Origin of the sequence: Candidatus Terasakiella magnetica (assembly GCF_900093605.1) — a bacterium.
Classification (GTDB): Bacteria; Pseudomonadota; Alphaproteobacteria; order Rhodospirillales; family Terasakiellaceae; genus Terasakiella; species Terasakiella magnetica.
Genome location: NZ_FLYE01000012.1, coordinates 213,046 through 233,141, shown reverse-complemented (window position 1 = coordinate 233,141; position 20,096 = coordinate 213,046). Strand labels below are relative to the sequence as shown.

Below are 20,096 nucleotides of genomic sequence, written 5' to 3'. Positions count from 1 at the left end.
CTTTGGTTTATCATAAATATAGGCAAGACAAGGAAAAGACTTGCAGGAAGTACCTGTACTTTCAAAAGGCTTTGACGCTGTATTTGCCTATATTTTTGATAAATCCCTAAAGGGACGGGATTACTTTGAGGATGGGCCGCGTTATAAAACCCTTAAAGTGCACGCACTTCTGCGGGTTTCATGCCTCACCCATCCTCAAAGTAATCTCCGCCAAACAAGTCTATTTTATGAGTTTACGCCCTTGATTAAACCATAGAGAGGTGCTTTATGGCAAGTTTACGTGTATTTAAAGGCGATATCACACAATTAGATGTGGATTGTATCGTCAATGCAGCCAATTCTTCCCTGCTTGGTGGAGGTGGTGTGGATGGGGCCATTCACCTTGCTGGCGGACCTGCCCTGTTAGACGAATGTAAAAGCCTTGGCGGTTGTGAAACAGGCCAAGCGAAAATCACCAAAGGCTATCATCTTAAAGCGCGCCATATCATCCATACTGTCGGACCCATCTGGCATGAACATTCCCCAAATGAAGCCGACCAGTTATTACTTAGCTGCTATCTCAATAGCCTTAAGCTTTGCTTGAAGAAAAATTTACAAACCATTGCTTTTCCAGCAATTTCTACTGGTATATATGGCTTTCCACCAAAGCGCGCAGCCCCGCTTGTGGTGAAAAATGTCCGAGATTTTTGCCGAAATCATCCAGAACTTAAAGAGGTGATTTTCTGTTGTTTCGATATCGAAAATAAATCTCTTTATGAAGAAGCTTTAAGACACTAAGCTCATTCCTTCAAGACAATCACATCCATGGCGTGATCCACCCCAACAACCTTGCGATCTTTGCGCAGCTCCCATAACTCTTTTGCATTTTCATAACCTTGGGCCATGGCACATTCTAGCGTCATGGCTGTAGCAATGGCGCGCACGCCTTCAAGCTTGGTTTGTTTTTCCATCTTGGCAGACACATTGGCTGCATCCCCAATCACCCCAAAGACAATGGGCCCAGATGCACAAGAAGCATGGATCACCACCGGATCAAGCCCTTGGCGAACGCGGTCCTCATTCCATTTATCTGAAGCTTTAATAATATCTTCCATGGCTTTTAAGGCCTGTATAGCATGGGTCTTAGAGGCTTGTAACACCCCGAAATAAGCCATAATGCCATCACCGGTAAATTTATCCACATGCCCGCCACAGCCTGAAATCACTGGCACAATGCGCGCGTGATATTCAGTAATTAACGCGATTTGTTCTTGTGGGGTGGAGCGCTGGGTAAGTGGGGTAAAGCCCCGGATATCCACATTTAAGATTGACGCTTCGCGCGACACCACATCCCCGATTGAGGCATCACTTTCTGAATTTTTAATTTGCTCTGCCAGATCATCAGAGAAAAAACGCGATAAGGATTGCGCCGCTTGGCCTTGTGTAACCGCCTGTTTTAATAAAACCCGCGCGCGCAAAGTCGCAATCGCCAAAATCAACGAGACCATGATAATAGAGACAATCTTGTCAAACTCAGCGCCCAGCAACACACTGTTTGAGGTCAAATAATGTACATAATCACGCGTGAGCATGGTGTTCATATCATCCTTGATCACCACATAAGCCACCATACCCCCCCAGCCCACAACAGCGGCCAAACCAGAAAGCAGAATATAGCGCGCTTCAAAACGCAACGCGCGCAAGGCAATGAAAATAAAGATATAAAGAACCGTTGGCGCTTTTAAATAAAAGCTCGGGGGCTGCATATATTGGATATGAAAACTAAAGATCGTGCCAAATAAAAGTAAAATATCAGCCACAATGGACAGGCTGATCATCCACCCGCTTAATCTCATGCGATAGCTTAGATAAAGGCGCAGCAGTGTAAAGGCCAAATAAATCGATAAGACATAAGGCACCGGCGCAAAAGCCGCATCGGGATGAAAGGTCTTGGGCGAAATGGCATAAAGCGTGCCAAAGGTCAGCACCACAAGCAGCTGAATCCAGCCGACCAATTGCTCAGACACATTTTGCTGCTCAACAATTGCGCCTTGCACCCTTTTGGGCACATCGCGCTCATTAGGATCGCCAACAAAACGGCAGATAAGGGTGTGCAGCATCATATTTTTAAGGCACCAGTTTATAGCCGCCGGGCTCTGTTACCAAGATTTGCGCGTTTGAGGGATCTTTCTCAATTTTTTGGCGCAAGCGATAAACATGGGTTTCCAGCGTATGGGTTGTCACCCCGGCATTATAGCCCCAGACTTCATCAAGCAACACATCGCGCCCCACAACCTTGCCACCCGCGCGATAGAGATACTTGATAATATTAGTCTCTTTATCTGTCAGGCGAATTTTTTGCTCGGTGTCATTTTCCACCAATAATTTGGCAGCGGGCTGAAACATATAAGGCCCCACCGTAAAGGTCGCATCTTCGCTTTGTTCATGTTGACGCAGGTGCGCACGAATGCGGGCAAGCAAAATGCCTAAGCGAAATGGCTTGGTGATATAATCATTGGCCCCTGCATCAAGGCCAAGGATAGTATCGGCGTCCGTATCAGCCCCTGTTAGCATGATAATGGGGCATTTCACCCCTTGTTTGCGCATTAAGCGACATACATCACGCCCATCCATATCGGGCAGGCCTACATCAAGGATGACCACATCAAAGGGGCCTTCTTTGGTGATTTCCAACGCGCTTGTGGCCCCATCGGCCTCAGCAACTTCAAAATCTTCATGCAGTTGCAGCTGCTCAGAAAGCATTTGGCGCAATGAGTCATCATCATCAACCAGAAGAACACGCTTAACGTTGGACATAACTTCCCCACAACAATCGGTAAAATTCACAACTAAAAGCACCATACCAAGGAAAAAATATCCCGTATAGAGCCCAAAGTGCCTGATAACACTATTGTGAATTTACCCATATGGGCCTACATATGGAGACCAATTTATAAAAGTTATACGTTTAAAAAAATGCCCCATCGCCTTTCCATCACATTAAGTGACACTGACAGCACTGATTATACCCCTTCCCTTTTGGCCGTAGACCGCGCCTTAAGTGACCTGCGCCGCGGACAAATTGTCGCCATTCAAGGCGATGGTGATGAAGTAACCCTGACATTGGCCGCTGAAGGGGCAACCAAAACGGCGATTGAACGGCTTAAAAGCTTATCTGGTGGCTTTCCCCATCTGATTTTAACAACCGCGCGTGTCCATACCTTGGGCTTAGGCAGTTTTTCAACCAAGGCCGTGCGCGCCGAAATGGGTAAAGCCATGCGCCCCGACCTGATTGAAGGTCTGGTCAATCCTTTAGCCCGCATTTCAAAAAACGATTTCTTTGATATTCCTTTTAGTGAGGTGGCTTTGCAAAGTGGCGAGAGTGCCTCTATTGGTTTGGCTAAACTCTCGCGCCTGATCCCGGCTTCCATCAGCGCCACCATTAAAAATGATGATTTTAAGGGGTTTGTTGAGGCTGAAAATCTCACAGGTCTTAAAAAAGAAGATATCTTTGGCTATGAAGAAGCCGCAGCACGCTCGCTTCGCGCGGTTAGTGACGCACAAGTACCTTTAGCAGATGCGCCAAACACCAAGATTGTCGCCTTTCGTCCCTCAGATGGCGGGATTGAACATTTTGCCATCATCATTGGGGAGCCTAACCCGGCTGATCCGGTCTTGATCCGTATCCATTCAGAATGTTTTACAGGCGATTTGGTCGGCTCGCTTCGCTGTGATTGTGGTGATCAATTGCGTGGTGCCATTCGCTCCATTGCCGATCATGGCAGTGGTATTTTGCTTTATCTTGCCCAAGAAGGCCGCGGTATTGGTCTGGTCAATAAATTGCGCGCCTATAAACTGCAAGATACTGGCGTTGATACGTTTGATGCCAATGAACAACTCGGGTTTGATGCAGATGAGCGGGTTTACCTGCCTGCGGCCCAGATGTTAGACCATCTTGGGGTCAATCAAGTGCGCCTGATGACCAATAACCCTGAAAAAGTCAGCGTGTTAAAAAGCTGTGATGTGGATGTGATTGAACGTGTGGAACATGCTTTTCCCACCAATCAGCATAACGAGCCTTACATTGTCGCCAAGGCCACCAAGGGCGGGCATTACCTTTAAAGATGGAGGGCATAAGGGGAAAAAATCACCCCCCAATTCTGCGGTAAATTTTGCCCTCACCCTCTTAGTATTTATATAAGTAATTGAAAAACCATAATAATTATTTTGGCACGGTCTCTGCATAGTAAAGCTCAAAATATAATTTAGAGCGATACCTAGAGCAATCGGAGCCAAAATATGGTCGATAGCGTACATACACAAATAGCCTATGCTCCTTCGGAAGCAGGCAATGATAAAAAACTCAGTGAAGAAGATGCTGAAAAAGAATTCAGCTTTTTCGGTGATGATGGGTTTTCTTTTTTAGACTTTGTTGATGTGATTAACCCGCTTCAACATATCCCTGTTGTTTCAACAGCTTATCGAAGCTTAACCGGTGATGAGATCGATCCCGGGGCACGCTTGGCAGGCGGCACCCTTTTTGGCGGCCCCATTGGTTTAGCAGCTTCTGCCTTTAACGTACTTTTAGATCATAATACGGGCATGGATGCGGGTGAACATGTGGTGGCCTGGTTTGATGGCGATGAAGCCCCCACAAAAAACCCCACCATGATGGCCCAAAATGGTCAACCAGCCCCAAACCCGGCAATGTCCAGCTTTGCCCCCTTGCCTGTTCCCGATAGTGAAGCTGATGCTTTTGCTGCTGGGGAAGCCAGTTTGCGCATGGCAAAATTGCAAGAATTTATGAACCCGGCCTTGGCAAAAGAAGTCCCTATGGAAAGCCACGCTATGCCTGAAGCACAAGGTGCAGGCTCAGCCGGCACGTGGGAGCCACCGCTTAATCAAGCCCATCCTTTCCCAACAGAGCGCACAAGAGCTGGTTCTGCCATGCCCAAAGATATGACGTCGCTTTTCCAAGCGCGCCAGCCCGTTGCTGAGGTGGCCCAAGCCCAAGCTCAGCCCCAAATTCAGCCCAAACCACAGGTGCAAACTCAAACACAAGCTGTTTCGAATTCGCAACAACCTGTGCAACGCTTTCAATCTAAACAATCTTATGAAGAGTCTTCTCTTGCAGCCTTACAGGCTTTTGCCCGTGATGTAAAAGCGCAAAAACAACAGACTCAAGCTCAAGAGGTTGAAAAACAAGTTGTTGCACCCAAGCCCGTTGCCAGCAATACGGCCCAGTTGAGCCAGACACAGAATAATGCCTGGTTTGCAGAGATGATGAGCCAGAATATGGATCAGTATCGCTCAGGCGAAATTAAGGGATAAGGCATGATCCTTCAGGTTACTGGTGATCAGACACTCACCTTTCAGGGGAAAACATATAAGTGCGCGCTTGGTAAAAGCGGGATGACGCAGGATAAATGTGAGGGTGATGGCGCCACACCTCTCGGGACCTATGCGCTTCGCCGTGTGCTTTATCGTGCAGATCGCCTTGAAAAGCCTGAAACCATCCTGAAAACTCACGCCATTAAGTCTTATGATGGCTGGTGTGATGCACCCAACCATCCGCTTTATAACCGCCCGGTCTGCCTGCCTTTTTCAGCCTCTCATGAAAAGCTGAGCCGCGAGGACCATATTTACGATATTATTGTGGTGCTTGGACATAATGATGACCCGCCCATACCCGGCAAAGGCAGTGCCATTTTCTTTCATCTTGCACGCGAGAATTATGAAGGCACAGAAGGCTGTGTAGCGATCAAACGTGCGGATATGTTGGACATATTAGCCACGGTTGATGACACAGCCGTGATTAAGATAACGAAATAAGTTACGCCTTTACCCGTTCACCAAAAACGGCCGTGCCAACACGCACGGAGGTTGCGTCAAAACGAATGGCGGCTTCATAATCCCCACTCATGCCCATGCTGAGTTTCTCAATCCCGTGGCGTTTGGCAATTTCGCGCAAAAAAGCAAAATGCAGGCTGGGCTCTTCCGCAGCCGGCGGAATGCACATGAGCCCCAAGACATTAAGTTTTAATTCATCGCGACACAATGTGATCAATTCATCAGCTTCAGAAAGCAGACAGCCGCCTTTTTGTTCTTCCTCACCCGTATTGATCTGCACATAAACCCCCAGAGACTTGCCTTGTTTCTCCATCTCTTTTGCCAAAGCGCGCGCCAGTTTTGGGCGATCAACCGTTTCAATCACGTCAAACAGCTCAACGGCGTCTTTCACCTTATTGGTTTGCAAACCCCCAATGAGATGCAGCTCAAGATCTGTAAATTCTTCTTTTAACGCAGGCCATTTGCCTTGGGCTTCTTGCACGCGGTTTTCACCAAAGATGCGATGACCAGCCTCTAAAGCAGGGCGGATGGTTTCAACCACATGGACCTTACTCACCGCCACCAGCTCAACCTCATCTGAGGAACGATTGGCGTCTTGTGCTGCCAATTCAATAGAATGCTTCACTTGTGCAAGATTATCTGCAATACCCATAGTCGGCCCTTGATTTATAAATTAGGTAAAGAATGGTTCAGACCGTATCAGAGCTCGCCCTGCGGCTCAATCGATTGAATGGAAAAAAGGCAAAATTACCCTGCCTCATTTTCATGACGGATATGGAACGACTTTTAGACCCAAGCAGTCTCATCCCCCAGATGCCAGCGCAAAGTGCCTTGATTATTCGCCATAAAATCAAATCAGAAAAAATCAATTTAATTAAAAATAACAAAACCTTATGTAAAAAAAATAAAGTGATACTTCTGGTTTCAGATGATGTTGATTTGGCCTTAAACTATGGGCTTGATGGTGTGCATTTTTCGCAAAAAAAGCTCCAAAAGATTGCCCAATGCGGCACTTTTAAAAAACCAAAAGCTAACTTCCTCATCAGCGCGGCCTGTCATAACCTATCTGCAATAAACTGGGCAAATAAGGTGCGCGCCGATATCGCTCTGCTCTCACCTGTTTTTAAAACAAAAAGCCATCCCAAAGCACGCAGCCTTGGGCGTTGGAAGTTTCAACATATGGCGCGCCAATCAATAGCGGCCTGTTACGGCCTTGGCGGGATCAATAAAAAAACCGCCCATACCTTAGCTGCCACAAAAGCCTGTGGATTTGCCGGTATCGGCGGTCTTTTAGATTAATCTTAGCGCTTGAAAGATTAGAAATGGACTTTCAAGCCCGTAATCAACGCCCAGTTTGAGCCTTCATCCGTTTGATTTGGGGAACTATCAGAAGCATCATCTGTTTCAATAGTCACGATTGAACCTGCCAGGGTTACACCCGGGCCCAAGTTATAAGAGGCTGAAACCAGATACATGTCCGTTGTATCTTCAAGCGCTGTTGAAAGGCCTGAATCTTCTGTCGCGCGGTTGAAATATCCAACAGAAAAACCGTAAGGCCCTGTTTTATACGTCACACCCGCTTCCCAAGCCGTTGAGTCTTTACCTGTTACGGTGCCTTTATTATCTGTTTCCAGATAAGATGCTGAAACAGTCAAACCTTGTTGGGCAACCGTAAAGCCAGCGCGCCAGGACTCTTCATTCTTAACCTGATCGGTCCCATCGGTTTCACTGCCAGCAGTTGTTGAGGCAACACCACCACCTGTCAAGCCGCCATCTTCAATGAGCTCGTAGTTCACATCCACATTAACACTCAAACCGTCATAGTCTGCGCTATAAACGATCCCGGCATTATATTGTAAGTCATTGTTCGTATCTAAGGTATCAACAGAGCCCACATTTGTCTCATTGATCAAACCATATGAAAAACCAGCCTGAACACCACCGAGATTAGGGCTCAGGTAAATGACTTTATGACCATCAGATGTATTATGGGTCGTATCAATTTCATCACCCAATGCATTTACGGCAAAAAGCTGATGCACGCCATCATCCATCAAGGCACCAACGTCCCAATGATGATTAGATAGACCGTAAGAAACCCCCATTGTGGAGCCGACTTTCAGCGTCCCCAATGCATCAGACGTGACACTTACATAAGATTCGTCACTCACCCCGTCAGCGCCGCCTGAGCGTTCAATCTCAAAGTTCACACCAACCGTGAGGCCATTATCCAAGCGGGTAGAACCCTTCATAAACAGTTCTACATCAGAAAAAGTCCCGACTTCTGAATAGTTCGCAGCCCCATTATCGCCTTCATTATCTGAATAACCGACCCACTGTTCCATAAAGCCCGAAAACGATAATTTGATCGGATCAGCTGCATTTGCCCCAACGCTGATCAAACTCATAACCGATAGTGCTGCTGTGCCCAATAATAGCTTTATCACTTAGATTCTCCCCTTAAAACCCCATTAGAAAAAATATTTTTATAAATATTTACAGTTGAAATACCACTAAACTTTACATTATGCAAAAAGAAAGGGCGCTAGCCAAAGCCAGCGCCCAATCTTTTCGAAGTCTTTGTAATCTTTTAGATTAGAAAGAAACCGTCACACCAGCAGCTACGCCCCAGTTTGAACCTTCGTCTGTTTGGTTTGCAGAGTTGTCAGAAGCATCGTCTGTATCAACGTTGAATACAGAAGCAGCAACAGAAACGCCAGCACCAAGATCACGTGAACCAGACAGGATCCAAAGCTCAGATTCGTCTTCTTTCGCAGAAGACAGACCAGAGTCATCATTAGATGCACTCAAGTAACCCAAAGAAACAGCATATGGGCCAGTTGCGTAAGCAACACCAGCTTCCCAAGCTTCAGAATCTTTGTCAGTTACGCCGCCAACATTATCTTTTTCAAGGTAAGCTGCAGTAACAGTGAAACCAGCAACGCCTACAGAAACACCACCACGAAGAGTTTCTTCGTTTTTGATTTGGTCAATAGAAGATGTAGCTGTACCGTCTGTTGCAGATGAAGCAACACCGCCACCAGTCAAACCACCATATTCAACAAATACGTAGCTCAAGTCAGCGCCAACAGTAACACCGTCAAAGTCACCAGAGTATGCGATTGCTGCATCATACTGAATGTCGTTGCCAGAAGTCTGCAAGTTAGCAGAACCAACGTTAGACTCGTTTACAAGACCGTAAGATACACCAGCTTGAACACCACCAAAGTTTGGTGTTAGGTAAACAACTTTGTGACCGTCGCTACCTGAAGTTTCTGTAGAGAGATCGTTGCCCAAAGAGTTTTGTGCAAAAGTTGTCGCATCTGTGCCAGAAAGACCAAGACCTACGTCACCGTGCAGAGTGTTGAAACCGTAAGCAGCACCTTTTGTAGAACCGATCTTAACAGTACCCAAAGCATCAGAAGAAACAGACAAGAATGTATCGTCTGAAACGCCATCAGTACCGCCTGAACGCTCAGCTTCGATTTTAACAGCAACAGTTAAGCCATTGTCAAGTTTAGTTGAACCTGAGAAGTGAACTTCAGCATCAGAGAATGTGCCAACTTCTGAGTAGTTAGCCGCACCGTTGTCGCCTTCGTTATCAGAGTAACCAGCCCACTGGTTCATGAAACCAGAGATAGACAGTTTAATTGGGTCAGCGGCTTGTGCAGAAGAAACTGCAGCAAATGCTACGAGAGCAGTAGAAGCTACGAGAAGCTTTTTCATTTTTAATCCTTTAGTTTAAGTATTTGAGTTGTTCTTACCTTCCTACTCTATACATAATCTTTTTGCAGTGCGGTGTGAAGAAATTGTGACAAATTTTTGACTTAAAACCATCACGATGTTGCAAAATTACAACGTTGATAAATGCTGCTTTATGAGGCCACAAAACAAAAAGAAAGGGCGTTGACTTGAAGCCAACGCCCTAACTTTAAAGCTTTTATTCTAAATCTTTATCAGATTAGAAAGAAACTTTCAAACCAGCAACTACAGCCCAGTTAGAGCCTTCGTCTGTTTGGTTTGCAGCGTTGTCAGATGCATCGTCTTCGTCGAAGTTGATGACAGAACCGATCATAGTTACGCCAGCGCCGAGGTTGTAAGAACCAGAAGCAACCCACAGCTCAGAAGTATCTTCTTGAGCAGCAGCTGTACCATCGTCGTCTTGTTCAACTTTTGTGTAACCCAAAGAAACAGCGTATGGGCCAGTTGCGTATTTAACACCAGCTTCCCAAGCGTCAGAGTCTTTGTCGCTTACAGTACCAACGTTGTCAGTTTTACGGTAACCAGCAGCTACTTTGAAACCAGCTACAGTTACAGCAAGACCTACACGGTGAGATTCTGGGTTAGAAATTGTATCAACAGAGTCTGTAGCAGTGCCGTCAGTTGCAGTAGAAGCAACACCAACACCAGTTAGACCACCGTCTTCGATCATTTCGTAGTTGTAGTCAGCAGAAACAGCTACACCACCGAGGTCGCCACGGTATGCGATACCAGCTTGGTACTGGATGTCGTTGCCAGCAGTCTGCAGGTTAGCAGAACCAACGTTAGACTCGTTTACAAGACCGTAAGATACACCAGCTTGAACACCACCGAGGTTTGGAGTCAGGTATACAACTTTGTGACCATCTGTAGTAGACAGTGCAGTACCCCAACCAAGACCAGAAACGTCTTGAGCAAACTCATCAACAGAGAAAGAACCAGTCATGCCGATACCAGCGTCTGAGTGGAAAGTTGACAGACCGAAAGAAACACCTTTCGTAGAACCAACTTTAACAGAACCCAAAGAGTCAGAAGATACAGAGAGGAAAGTATCATCAGACGCAGCGTCCAAAGCAGTACCACCAGACTTGAATGTGTCGATGTTAACACCAACAGTCAGGCCGTTGTCGAGTTTAGTAGAACCACGGAAATAAACTTCCGCTACAGAGTAAGTACCAACTTCAGAGTAGTTAGCAGCACCGTTGTCGTCTTCGTTGTCAGAGTAACCAACATATTGCTGCATGTAACCGCCGATAGACAGTTTGATTGGATCAGCAGCTTGTGCAGTTGAAACTGCAGCGAAAGCAACGAGAGCAGTAGAAGCTACGAGAAGCTTTTTCATTATTATAAATCCCCATAAAGATTTGGTTTAAGTAAATAGTGCATTTGGATGTACCCATACACCCGATGCGTAAGAGCCATTAAATGCTTTTCAACATGTAGGGTCAAGCAAACCGATGCCTCTCTTGTTGCCTTTTTTCATCACTGTTGCACAAAAAACACACATTTGATTTCCGCCCATTTGCATTATTTTGTGCAAAATTGCTTAAATCCTAAGCTAGAGACTTGCCTAATCCCCTTATATTAAGGCATACATCTATTTAAGATATCTAACCAAATGACCTTGAAGGACAATCTCGATGTGTCGCTTTAACCGATTATTGACCCGCTTTGCCATGATTGGCGCCGTTGCTGTAAGCTTAAGTGCCTGTGAAGGAATGAATATTACCGGACCGGACACATTTGATCGACCTAATGACAAATGGCAACAACGCGATAAACAAGCTTCTGTTTTTGGTGATGGCGGCCTCTCATTTGGGGGGAAAGAAGAAAAACGTCAAGGTCAAGGCGGCACCGGCATTGGCGTAAACGCATATCTTTGGCGCGCAACACTTGATACGGTTTCCTTTATGCCGCTGGCTTCTGCCGACCCATTTGGCGGAGTCGTTCTCACCGATTGGCATAGTGCAAGCGAATCGCCAAATGAACGTTATAAGCTCAATGTTTATATTCTTGGTCAGTCTTTGCGCGCAGATGGTATCCGAGTCGCGGCTTTTCGCCAGGTCAAAAATGCCACCAATGAATGGCAGGCGGTCAGCGTTGACCCCAAAGCCGTCACAGATATTGAAAATGCCATTCTCACACGGGCGCGCCAGTTGCGCACCGAAAGCATGACCCAGTAAAAGACACCTTATATATATACGATACGCCCTCTTATAAGTCTTAAGGGGGCTTTTCCTTTTAACAGACCTGTTTTCTTCAAAGTTTTTCAAAGAAGAAAACAGACATACGATTAAAAAGAACAACCATGGCCCGTTATAACTTTAAAGAAACCGAATCTAAATGGCAGTCCTACTGGGATGAAAACGCCACATTTAAAGTCACTGAAGATACCTCTAAAGAAAAATACTATGTTTTAGAGATGTTCCCCTACCCCAGTGGGCGTATCCATATGGGCCATGTACGCAACTACACCCTTGGTGATGTTGTCGCGCGTTATAAAAAAGCCCAAGGCTTTAACGTACTTCACCCCATGGGTTGGGATGCCTTTGGTCTGCCGGCTGAAAATGCCGCCATGGATGCAGGCGTTCATCCCGGGAAATGGACCCATAAAAATATCGAAGACATGCGCGGCCAGCTCAAAACCATGGGCCTGTCTTATGACTGGGATCGCGAAATTGCCACGTGTGATCCAGAATATTACCAGCATGAACAAAAAATGTTCCTCGATTTTCTCAAAAACGATCTGGTCTATCGCAAAGAAAGCTGGGTGAACTGGGATCCGGTGGAAAATACGGTACTGGCAAATGAGCAAGTTGTTGATGGCTGTGGTTGGCGCTCTGGCGTTCCGGTTGAGCGTCGCAAGCTGAACCAATGGTTCTTAAAAATCACCGATTTCGCCGAAGACCTGCGAGTCGCGCTGAAAGATTTAGACCGCTGGCCGGAAAAAGTCCGCACCATGCAGGAAAACTGGATTGGTAAATCCGAAGGGATGCGCCTGAAATGGCAATTGGTTGATCGCGCCGATTCTCTTGAAGTTTATACGACTCGTCCAGACACGCTTTATGGGGCCTCTTTTTGCGCCATTTCTGCCAACCATCCACTGGCAACTGAATTGGCTGAAAATAATCCTGATCTTCAGACCTTCATTGAAGAATGCAACAAGATGGGGACGTCTGAAGAAGCCATCGAAAAGGCAGAGAAAAAAGGCATTGATACGGGCCTGAAAGTTAAACACCCACTGGACGACAACTGGGAACTCCCCATCTATGTCGCCAACTTTGTCTTGATGGAATATGGCACAGGCGCTGTCTTTGGCTGCCCAAGTGGTGATCAACGCGACCTTGATTTCGCCCGCAAATATGACCTGCCTGTTGTGCCCGTGGTTGCGCCAAAAGAGATGGAAAAGCCAGAAGAATTCACCATTGAAAATGAAGCTTTCACCGATGAGGGCGTCATGATCAATTCTGATTTCATGACGGGTATGACGGTGCCTGAGGCTAAAAAAGCCATTTTTGCCAAATGCGCTGATTTACAGATTGGTGAGAAAGAAACCAACTATCGCCTGCGCGATTGGGGTGTTTCACGCCAACGTTACTGGGGTTGTCCTATTCCTGTGATCCATTGTGAGGATTGCGGCATTGTTGAAGTACCAGCTGAAGATTTGCCCGTAACCCTCCCAGAAGACGTCACTTTTGATAAACCGGGCAACCCGCTGGATCATCATCCAACCTGGAAAAATGTTGATTGCCCCACCTGTGGCAAGGCCGCAACGCGTGAAACAGATACATTTGATACATTCTTTGAGTCTTCTTGGTATTTTGCGCGCTATTGCTCACCAAAATCCGAAAATGGCATTGATAAATCAGCTGCTGATTACTGGATGTCGGTCGATCAATATATCGGTGGCGTGGAACATGCCGTCCTTCATCTGCTTTATTCCCGTTTCTTCACGCGCGCTATGAAGAAATGCGGCTATCTCTCTGCTGAAGAACCCTTTTCTGGTCTTCTCACTCAAGGGATGATCTGCCACGAGACTTATAAAGATGCCGATGGCAACTGGATGTTACCCAGTGATGCGGTTGAAGGTGACGCTGGCAAACTGGTTCATAAAGATGATGGTCGTGACGTTGACGTCGGGGCCTCCATTAAAATGTCTAAATCCAAAAAGAATGTTGTTGATCCTGAATTGATCATTTCATCTTATGGTGCGGATACCGCGCGCCTCTTTATGCTTTCTGACAGCCCGCCTGAGCGTGATTTAGAATGGACAGACAGCGGTGTTGATGGGTCTTGGCGCTATCTTAATCGTCTTTGGCGCCTGATTACCGAGCCAAAAGCCCCATTTGCGCCAAAAGGCTCAGCCCAACCGGCCACACTTTCTGAAAATGCTCAAAAGATTCGCGCACAAGTTCATAAAACAGTGGCTGCTATTACAGAAGATTTAAGCCGTTTCCATTTCAACAAAGCGGTTGCGCGCTTGCGTGAACTCACAAACACACTGGGGAATATGGACGGTGTTGAAGGTGATGATTCATGGGTCTTGCGCGAAGGTTATGAATATCTTGTGCGCTTAATTGCGCCTATGACACCCCATATCGCTGCTGAGCTTTGGGCAGAGTTAGGTCATGACACCATTTTATGTGAAGTTGACTGGCCTGTTGCCGATGAAAGTCTGCTGGTTGAAGATTCAGTTATTCTGCCCATCCAAATCAATGGTAAGCGCCGTGATCAGCTTGAAGTTCCAAAAGATATGGACCCAAAAGAGATTGAAAAACTGGCTTTAGCCTCAGAAAAAGTGCAAGCTGTTTTGGATGGCAAAGCCCCTAAGAAAGTGATTGTGGTACCGAATCGGATTATCAATGTCGTTGCATAAAAATCATCTTATTAAACTGACCTGTTTTCTTGCTATAGCCATTAGCCTTGGGGCTTGTGGCTATCAGCCTTTGCATGGCAAACGCAAAACTGCGCAAAATATTGCTATGTCTCAGGCCTTATCCACTGTCTGGATTGATGAAATTGAAGACCGTGAAGGCCAGTTACTGCATAATGAACTGCTCGCCCTTTTCAACACAAAGGGACGACCCCGTAATCCCAAATATCGTTTAGCAGTATATTATTCAGAGAGCAGTGCAGGTCTAGGCATTGGTAAAGACGAATTTGCCACACGTACTAACCTAATTGTTAATGCAAAATTTAATCTCACCGGAAATAATAAACTTTCCGGAACCAGTCAATCTGTTGTGAGTTACAATATCCTCACCTCTCCTACAGGCACCGAATTTGCCCGCCGTGATGCCCGTCTTCGTGCAATTAAGCAGGTTGCAACGGACATTCATCGCCGTATTGCTGTCCACCTGTTGAATGCAAAACCTGAAGAAGATAAATAACAGGCTGAAATTTCCATGAAAATAAGCGCAGGCAAAGCCGATGGTTTTATTAAAAGCCCACCGCGTGATGTGCGCTGTATTTTGCTTTTTGGGCCAGACCAAGGCCTTGTGTTTGAACGCTCTAAGGCCCTTGCTCATGCAGTCTTAGACGATATTAACGACCCGTTTAACAGCGTTATTTTACAAGCCTCAGACATTAAGAGTGATCCTGCTCTTATCGCGGATGAGGCCGCTGCCATGTCTTTAACAGGTGGACGTCGCTTTATTCGCATTCAAGATGCTGCTGATAGCCTGACTTCTGCTTTTAAATCCTATCTGTCTGATCCCATCGGTGATGCGGTGATCGTGTTAGAAGGTGGGGAGTTAAGTGCACGCTCTTCTTTGCGCAAACTCTTTGAATCTAACAAAACCATTGCTGCAGCGGTGGCCTGTTATGGTGATGAGGGGCGTAATCTTTCAGATGTCATTCGGGAATCTTTGCAAAAACATGGGCTTAATGCTGATCGCGACGCCATGGGCTATCTGCTTAATCATTTAGGCTCTGATCGCCAAGTCAGCCGTGGGGAGCTGGAAAAACTTGCCATTTACATGGGCGATGAAACCAGCGTCACCATGGAACATGCCATGGCCTGTGTGGGTGATAGCGGTGCCTTTTCCCTGGATAATGTGATTATGTCGGCAGGAAATGGTGATCATGCCAGCCTTGAAACCGCGCTTATGCGTTGTTTTGATGAAGGCAACCAACCGATCATGATCTTAAGAATGCTCGCGCGCCATTTCCATCGCCTGCATTTAGCCAAAGGTGCCATGCAAAAAGGCCTTGGTGTAGATGACGCTATGAGAAAACTACGCCCTCCGGTTATTTTCAAACAGGCACCTGCCTTTAAGAAACAGCTTGGTTCCTGGAACCTGCCACGTATTGCCATGGCCTTGGAAGTCATCACCCAGGCCGAAGCGCACTGTAAAGTCACCGGAAACCCACCCGAAACTGTCTGTTCACGGGCCTTAATGCGTATTGCCCAAGCAGCACGCGCACGGCGTTAATCTAAACATTAACCATTTGTTAATAAATTCAATCAACTGAACCAACTCTTACGGTCACGGTCAAATAGATCATTTATATAATCTTTTACGGCCTTGATCCGTGCTGTTTGGCTGGTTTCTTCATGGGTCACCAGATAAATTGGCATCTCAAACAGGTCTGTAGGTAAATCAACGATGATCAAATCACTGACCGTATGGCGATAAAACTGCGGCAACATGCCGATTCCCATGCCACTGCGCAGCGCACTGACAAAACTCATGGCACTATTGGTTTGAAACACCACATTGTCATGATTTTTCACTGTTTCCTGCCATAAAGAAAGCGCCTTACTTTCTTGATAACCCAAATAATCAACCAGCTTATGACCTTTTAAATCAGCCCAACTGCTTGGCATACCAAAACCATCCAAATAAGCAGGAGCCGCAAAAACATGAAACTTCATCATCCCGACTTTGCGTATTTTCAACGCATTTTGTGTTGGTTCACTTAAACGGATAGCAATATCAGCTTCACGTGCAGCAAGATCGACAAAATGACTTTCACTCATCACCTCTAAAGAGATTTGCGGATAGTCTCTTTGAAAATTCGCCAAATTTGGCGTTAACCAAAAAGAGCCTAACCCATCAGTCACGGAAATACGCACCTGACCATTTAACGCTTCATCACTTCCCTTCACCATTGAGTCAAGATCAAGAGCAGATTTTTCCATTTTCTGGACATGATCAAGAAGGTGGCGTCCATCTGGTGTAAGGGTCATGCCATAGCGTTGACGGTCAAACAGCTTACATTTGAGATTAATTTCAAGCTGATCAATGCGACGACCCACTGTTGAGGCGTTTACAGACAGGCTCTCAGCCGCCGCAGAGAAGCTCCCATTACGGGCAACCGTTAGAAAAAACCGTAAATCATCCCAGTTTTGCATTTTTGCATTCCTAAATTGCTATATTTCCTATTTAATGCCATTTTTTTGCATGATAATCTAGATATAACTTCAATTAATTATGCATATTTGCAAGATAGATGATGATAGAGCAAAAAAACGGATTTCAGATCAAAACCGGCTACCAAAAGGGTCTTGTTGGATGGGTCACTCGCCAACATGGAGAAAACTATGCCAAGGAGTGGAATTTCGGAAAGTTTTTCGAATGTAAAGTCGCCACAGAACTTTCCAACTTCATGGAAACTTATCAACCACTCAATTCACAAATCTGGTCCCTTACAAAAGACAGTCAATTCTTTGGCTCTATTACCCTTGATGGCTCTCGCGCAAAAAAAGACGGTGCACATTTAAGATGGTTCATTCTTGATGAAACTGTGCGCGGGCAAGGTTTTGGCCAATTGTTATTAAATTGTGCCCTTGGTTTTGCCAGAGATCGCCAGTTTTCCTCGCTCTATCTTTGGACCCTAAAAGGGTTAGAGCCTGCTGGAACACTCTATCGATCATGCGGATTTGAGCTTGAAGAGTCCCTTTTACAATCTCAATGGGGCCCTCAAGTGCAGGAAGAAAAGCTCAGACTTAAACTTTAAGACCCATAAAAAAAGAGGCTCAAATATATGAGCCTCTTTTTTATTGATAGAATGTTGATAATTCAGAGTTTTTCAAGTTCTGCTTCAATATCAAACTCGCTCACAGGATCAAGGTCGCTATCTTGTTCTTGCTCGGCTTTGCCATGATGACCATGGCTAAGACGATGAAGCAGGTCATCTAACTGTTCCAATGTGGAATAATGAAGCGTCAAAGCCCCACCTTTATTGGACACTTTGATGTCGACTTTAACTCCAAGTAAGTCTGTCAGGTCACGCTCAAGCAAGACCGTGTCTGCATCTTTTTCTTTTTTCACCTTCGGGCGTGCCTGAACACCGGCTGTTTTCACCAGGCTTTCAGTTTGGCGAACATTTAGGCCTTTCTTGATGATCTGTTTGGCAATTTCTGCAGGTTCATCACAGTTTAACAAGGCGCGTGCATGGCCTGTGGAGATCAAGCCATCTTCTAAATAGGTCTTCACATCACTTGGTAGGGCCAAAAGACGCATCATATTAGCCACATGGGAGCGACTTTTACCCAAAGCTTTGGATAAAGCTTCCTGTGTATGGCTAAATTCGTCCATCAAACGGTTATAGCCTTCAGCTTCTTCCAAAGGAGACAGGTCTTGGCGCTGCAGGTTTTCCACCAAAGCGATTTCAGCAGCGTCGCGATCATCCATTTCTTTAACGATGACCGGAACTTCATGCAGCTGGGCTTTTTGAGAAGCCTGCCAGCGACGCTCACCTGCGATAATCTCATATTCACCGCTGCGATCAGGGTGCGGGCGCACCAAAATTGGCTGTAAAATACCCTTCTCACGGATCGAATCGGCCAAACCCTCAATGGCTTCTTCTTCAAAATTGGTCCGTGGCTGATATTTACCCGGTGATAACAAGCTGATAGCGACCGTCTTTTGATTACCACTTGAAAAAGGAACCACAGTAGCTGTTTCTGAAGCTTCACTTTCAGCAACAGGGCTAACATCCTGTTCTTCAACAACACTTGCGGTTTCTTCCCCCAAAAGGGCTGAAAGTCCACGACCCAGATTGCGGCGTTTCTTATCTTTAGCCATTTTTTATGCTGCGCTCCTGTTTTCGCGTTTTAATACTTCACTGGCGAGATGCAAATAAGCCTTTGATCCCGCACAATTATGATCATAAAGAAGAACAGGTTTTCCATGGGATGGCGCTTCAGAAATACGCACATTTCGTGGAATGACCGTCTCATAAACTTTTTCACCAAAGAAATCACGCACATCATTGGCAACCATATCGCTCAAATTATTACGTTTATCAAACATGGTCAGCACGATGCCTTGGATATCGAGCGTGGCGTTGAAGTTTTTCTTCACGCGCTCAATGGTTTTCACCAGTGCTGTGATGCCTTCTAGGGCAAAGAACTCACATTGCAGGGGCACCATCACCGCATTTGACGCCACCAAGGCATTAATGGTCAACATCCCTAAAGCCGGTGGGCAATCAATCAGCACATAATCATAGCCAGAAACATCGCCAATGGCTTCGCGCAGGCAAAATTGCGGGCGATCAAGCTCGGGAATTTCAATTTCAGCCGCAGCCAGGTCAGGACCGGACGGAATAATCGACAAATTCGGGATATTACTATCCTGAATGGCCTGATCCATCTCAATATCACCCATCAACACATGATAGGCATTGCGCTCACGCTGGTCATGACCCACACCCAAACCGGTGCTGGCATTACCTTGCGGGTCCAAATCCAAAACCAATGTCTTTTTACCCACAGCTGCCAAAGCCGTTGCCAGATTGATGGTCGTTGTGGTTTTACCCACCCCACCCTTCTGGTTTGCAACGGCGATAATGCGCGGTATCTCCTGCACAGTCGCTTGATCCGTCATTTTCGTGTCATCCCTTCGATGATAAGAATCTGCCCTTGCGGGTCAGAAAGACTTCTTTTGCTTTCACACTCAAAATCCCACGAATTTTGAGCTTCGATGATTTCTTCATCCGCCTTTTTTCCCTTGAGGAAAATACAGCGTGCGTCTTCTTTTTTCAAAGCACTTGAAAAACCCAAGAGTTTCTCCAGAGTCGCTAAGGCCCGTGAAGTGACCACATCAGCAAAATGCTTTTCTTTTACGTCGTCGATTCGGCAATTATGAATAGTGACAGGCGTTTCTGTAATGCGCGAGACTTCACGCACAAAGGCCATCTTGCGGGCATCGGAATCTACCATATGCACATCAGGGACCCCCATGATCGCTAAAACCATACCCGGGAACCCTGCTCCACAGCCAATATCCACCAGTGTTTTGCAGTCTTTAGGCAAATAAGGATAGATTTGAGCTGAATCTAACAAATGACGGTTCCATAGATCATCCAAGGTACTGTTACTCACCAGATTGATCTTGGCCTGCCATTTCACCAACAGATCAGCATAGGCTTGCAGCTTATCCAATGTTTCACGTGAAACATTGAGTGCATTCCATTGATCTTGTTGTTTAGAAAATCCCATTTTCATCCCTATATAAATCTTATTCTACAAACTTTACCTGAAAATCAGCCCAAGGTCT

20 protein-coding genes are annotated in these 20,096 nt (G+C 46.0%); 10 read left to right on the top strand and 10 right to left on the bottom strand.

Features of this window, described 5'->3' with window-relative positions:
- Positions 1-267 precede the first annotated feature (267 nt).
- A complete protein-coding gene (locus MTBPR1_RS07965) occupies positions 268-777 on the top strand; it encodes an O-acetyl-ADP-ribose deacetylase (RefSeq protein ID WP_069187044.1) in 510 nt (169 codons plus the stop codon).
- Positions 778-779: 2 nt separating this feature from the next.
- Here MTBPR1_RS07965 and MTBPR1_RS07960 read toward each other — a convergent pair whose 3' ends face one another.
- Together MTBPR1_RS07960 and MTBPR1_RS07955 are read right to left on the bottom strand one after the other, a co-directional pair.
- Positions 780-2,102 carry an adenylate/guanylate cyclase domain-containing protein gene (locus MTBPR1_RS07960; RefSeq protein ID WP_069187043.1) on the bottom strand — a complete coding sequence of 441 codons (1,323 nt, stop codon included), beginning with the start codon at positions 2,100-2,102 and terminating at the stop codon, positions 780-782.
- Positions 2,103-2,106: 4 nt separating this feature from the next.
- The gene (locus MTBPR1_RS07955) at positions 2,107-2,796 is read right to left on the bottom strand and encodes a response regulator transcription factor (protein ID WP_069188613.1); all 690 of its coding nucleotides are present in this window, start codon (positions 2,794-2,796) and stop codon (positions 2,107-2,109) included.
- 159 nt (positions 2,797-2,955) lie between these two features.
- Between MTBPR1_RS07955 and ribA the strand changes: the two genes are divergently transcribed.
- From ribA to MTBPR1_RS07940, 3 genes are all read left to right on the top strand, one after another.
- Positions 2,956-4,101: a GTP cyclohydrolase II gene (ribA, locus tag MTBPR1_RS07950; RefSeq protein WP_069187042.1), complete on the top strand. Its 1,146-nt coding sequence runs from the start codon at positions 2,956-2,958 to the stop codon at positions 4,099-4,101.
- A gap of 177 nt (positions 4,102-4,278) precedes the next feature.
- Positions 4,279-5,310, top strand: coding sequence for a hypothetical protein (locus MTBPR1_RS07945; RefSeq protein ID WP_069187041.1), 1,032 nt, complete (start codon positions 4,279-4,281; stop codon positions 5,308-5,310).
- Between the two features lie 3 nt (positions 5,311-5,313).
- Complete coding sequence (locus tag MTBPR1_RS07940; protein WP_069187040.1) at positions 5,314-5,811, top strand: L,D-transpeptidase family protein; 498 nt, start codon at positions 5,314-5,316, stop codon at positions 5,809-5,811.
- A 1-nt stretch (position 5,812) separates the two neighbouring features.
- Here MTBPR1_RS07940 and MTBPR1_RS07935 read toward each other — a convergent pair whose 3' ends face one another.
- Positions 5,813-6,481, bottom strand: a complete 669-nt coding sequence (locus tag MTBPR1_RS07935) for a YggS family pyridoxal phosphate-dependent enzyme (RefSeq protein ID WP_069187039.1) — start codon at positions 6,479-6,481, stop codon at positions 5,813-5,815.
- Positions 6,482-6,513: 32 nt separating this feature from the next.
- On the opposite strand from MTBPR1_RS07935, the gene MTBPR1_RS07930 reads away from it, so the two are divergent.
- Complete coding sequence (locus MTBPR1_RS07930) at positions 6,514-7,128, top strand: thiamine phosphate synthase (protein WP_083222972.1); 615 nt, start codon at positions 6,514-6,516, stop codon at positions 7,126-7,128.
- A 17-nt stretch (positions 7,129-7,145) separates the two neighbouring features.
- Here MTBPR1_RS07930 and MTBPR1_RS07925 read toward each other — a convergent pair whose 3' ends face one another.
- The 3 genes from MTBPR1_RS07925 to MTBPR1_RS07915 form a co-directional block, all read right to left on the bottom strand.
- Positions 7,146-8,276, bottom strand: a complete 1,131-nt coding sequence (locus tag MTBPR1_RS07925) for a porin (RefSeq protein WP_126465105.1) — start codon at positions 8,274-8,276, stop codon at positions 7,146-7,148.
- Positions 8,277-8,424: 148 nt separating this feature from the next.
- Entirely contained in the window at positions 8,425-9,555 is a 1,131-nt protein-coding gene (locus MTBPR1_RS07920; RefSeq protein WP_069187036.1) for a porin, read from the bottom strand.
- Positions 9,556-9,790: 235 nt separating this feature from the next.
- Complete coding sequence (locus MTBPR1_RS07915; protein ID WP_069187035.1) at positions 9,791-10,930, bottom strand: porin; 1,140 nt, start codon at positions 10,928-10,930, stop codon at positions 9,791-9,793.
- Positions 10,931-11,228: 298 nt separating this feature from the next.
- Between MTBPR1_RS07915 and MTBPR1_RS07910 the strand changes: the two genes are divergently transcribed.
- From MTBPR1_RS07910 to holA, 4 genes are all read left to right on the top strand, one after another.
- Positions 11,229-11,771 (top strand): DUF3576 domain-containing protein, encoded by a 543-nt coding sequence (locus tag MTBPR1_RS07910; protein WP_069187034.1) that lies wholly within the window; start codon positions 11,229-11,231, stop codon positions 11,769-11,771.
- A 125-nt stretch (positions 11,772-11,896) separates the two neighbouring features.
- Positions 11,897-14,464, top strand: a complete 2,568-nt coding sequence (gene leuS / locus MTBPR1_RS07905; protein ID WP_069187033.1) for a leucine--tRNA ligase — start codon at positions 11,897-11,899, stop codon at positions 14,462-14,464.
- Positions 14,451-14,978, top strand: coding sequence for an LPS assembly lipoprotein LptE (lptE, locus tag MTBPR1_RS07900; RefSeq protein WP_069187032.1), 528 nt, complete (start codon positions 14,451-14,453; stop codon positions 14,976-14,978). The genes leuS and lptE overlap by 14 nt, the downstream gene beginning before the upstream one ends.
- Positions 14,979-14,993: 15 nt before the next feature.
- Positions 14,994-16,022, top strand: coding sequence for a DNA polymerase III subunit delta (gene holA / locus MTBPR1_RS07895; protein ID WP_069187031.1), 1,029 nt, complete (start codon positions 14,994-14,996; stop codon positions 16,020-16,022).
- 32 nt (positions 16,023-16,054) lie between these two features.
- Here holA and MTBPR1_RS07890 read toward each other — a convergent pair whose 3' ends face one another.
- Positions 16,055-16,945, bottom strand: coding sequence for a LysR family transcriptional regulator (locus tag MTBPR1_RS07890; protein WP_069187030.1), 891 nt, complete (start codon positions 16,943-16,945; stop codon positions 16,055-16,057).
- A gap of 98 nt (positions 16,946-17,043) precedes the next feature.
- On the opposite strand from MTBPR1_RS07890, the gene MTBPR1_RS07885 reads away from it, so the two are divergent.
- Positions 17,044-17,550, top strand: a complete 507-nt coding sequence (locus tag MTBPR1_RS07885) for a GNAT family N-acetyltransferase (protein ID WP_083222971.1) — start codon at positions 17,044-17,046, stop codon at positions 17,548-17,550.
- Between the two features lie 62 nt (positions 17,551-17,612).
- On the opposite strand, the gene MTBPR1_RS07880 is transcribed toward MTBPR1_RS07885, so the two are convergent.
- From MTBPR1_RS07880 to rsmG, 3 genes are read right to left on the bottom strand one after another with little or no spacing between them, the layout of a single operon-like run.
- Entirely contained in the window at positions 17,613-18,620 is a 1,008-nt protein-coding gene (locus MTBPR1_RS07880; RefSeq protein WP_069187028.1) for a ParB/RepB/Spo0J family partition protein, read from the bottom strand.
- A gap of 3 nt (positions 18,621-18,623) precedes the next feature.
- Entirely contained in the window at positions 18,624-19,424 is an 801-nt protein-coding gene (locus MTBPR1_RS07875) for a ParA family protein (protein WP_069187027.1), read from the bottom strand.
- On the bottom strand, positions 19,421-20,038 hold the full coding sequence (gene rsmG, locus MTBPR1_RS07870; protein ID WP_069188612.1) for a 16S rRNA (guanine(527)-N(7))-methyltransferase RsmG: 618 nt from the start codon (positions 20,036-20,038) through the stop codon (positions 19,421-19,423). Before rsmG ends, MTBPR1_RS07875 begins: the two co-directional genes overlap by 4 nt.
- Positions 20,039-20,096: the final 58 nt, after the last annotated feature.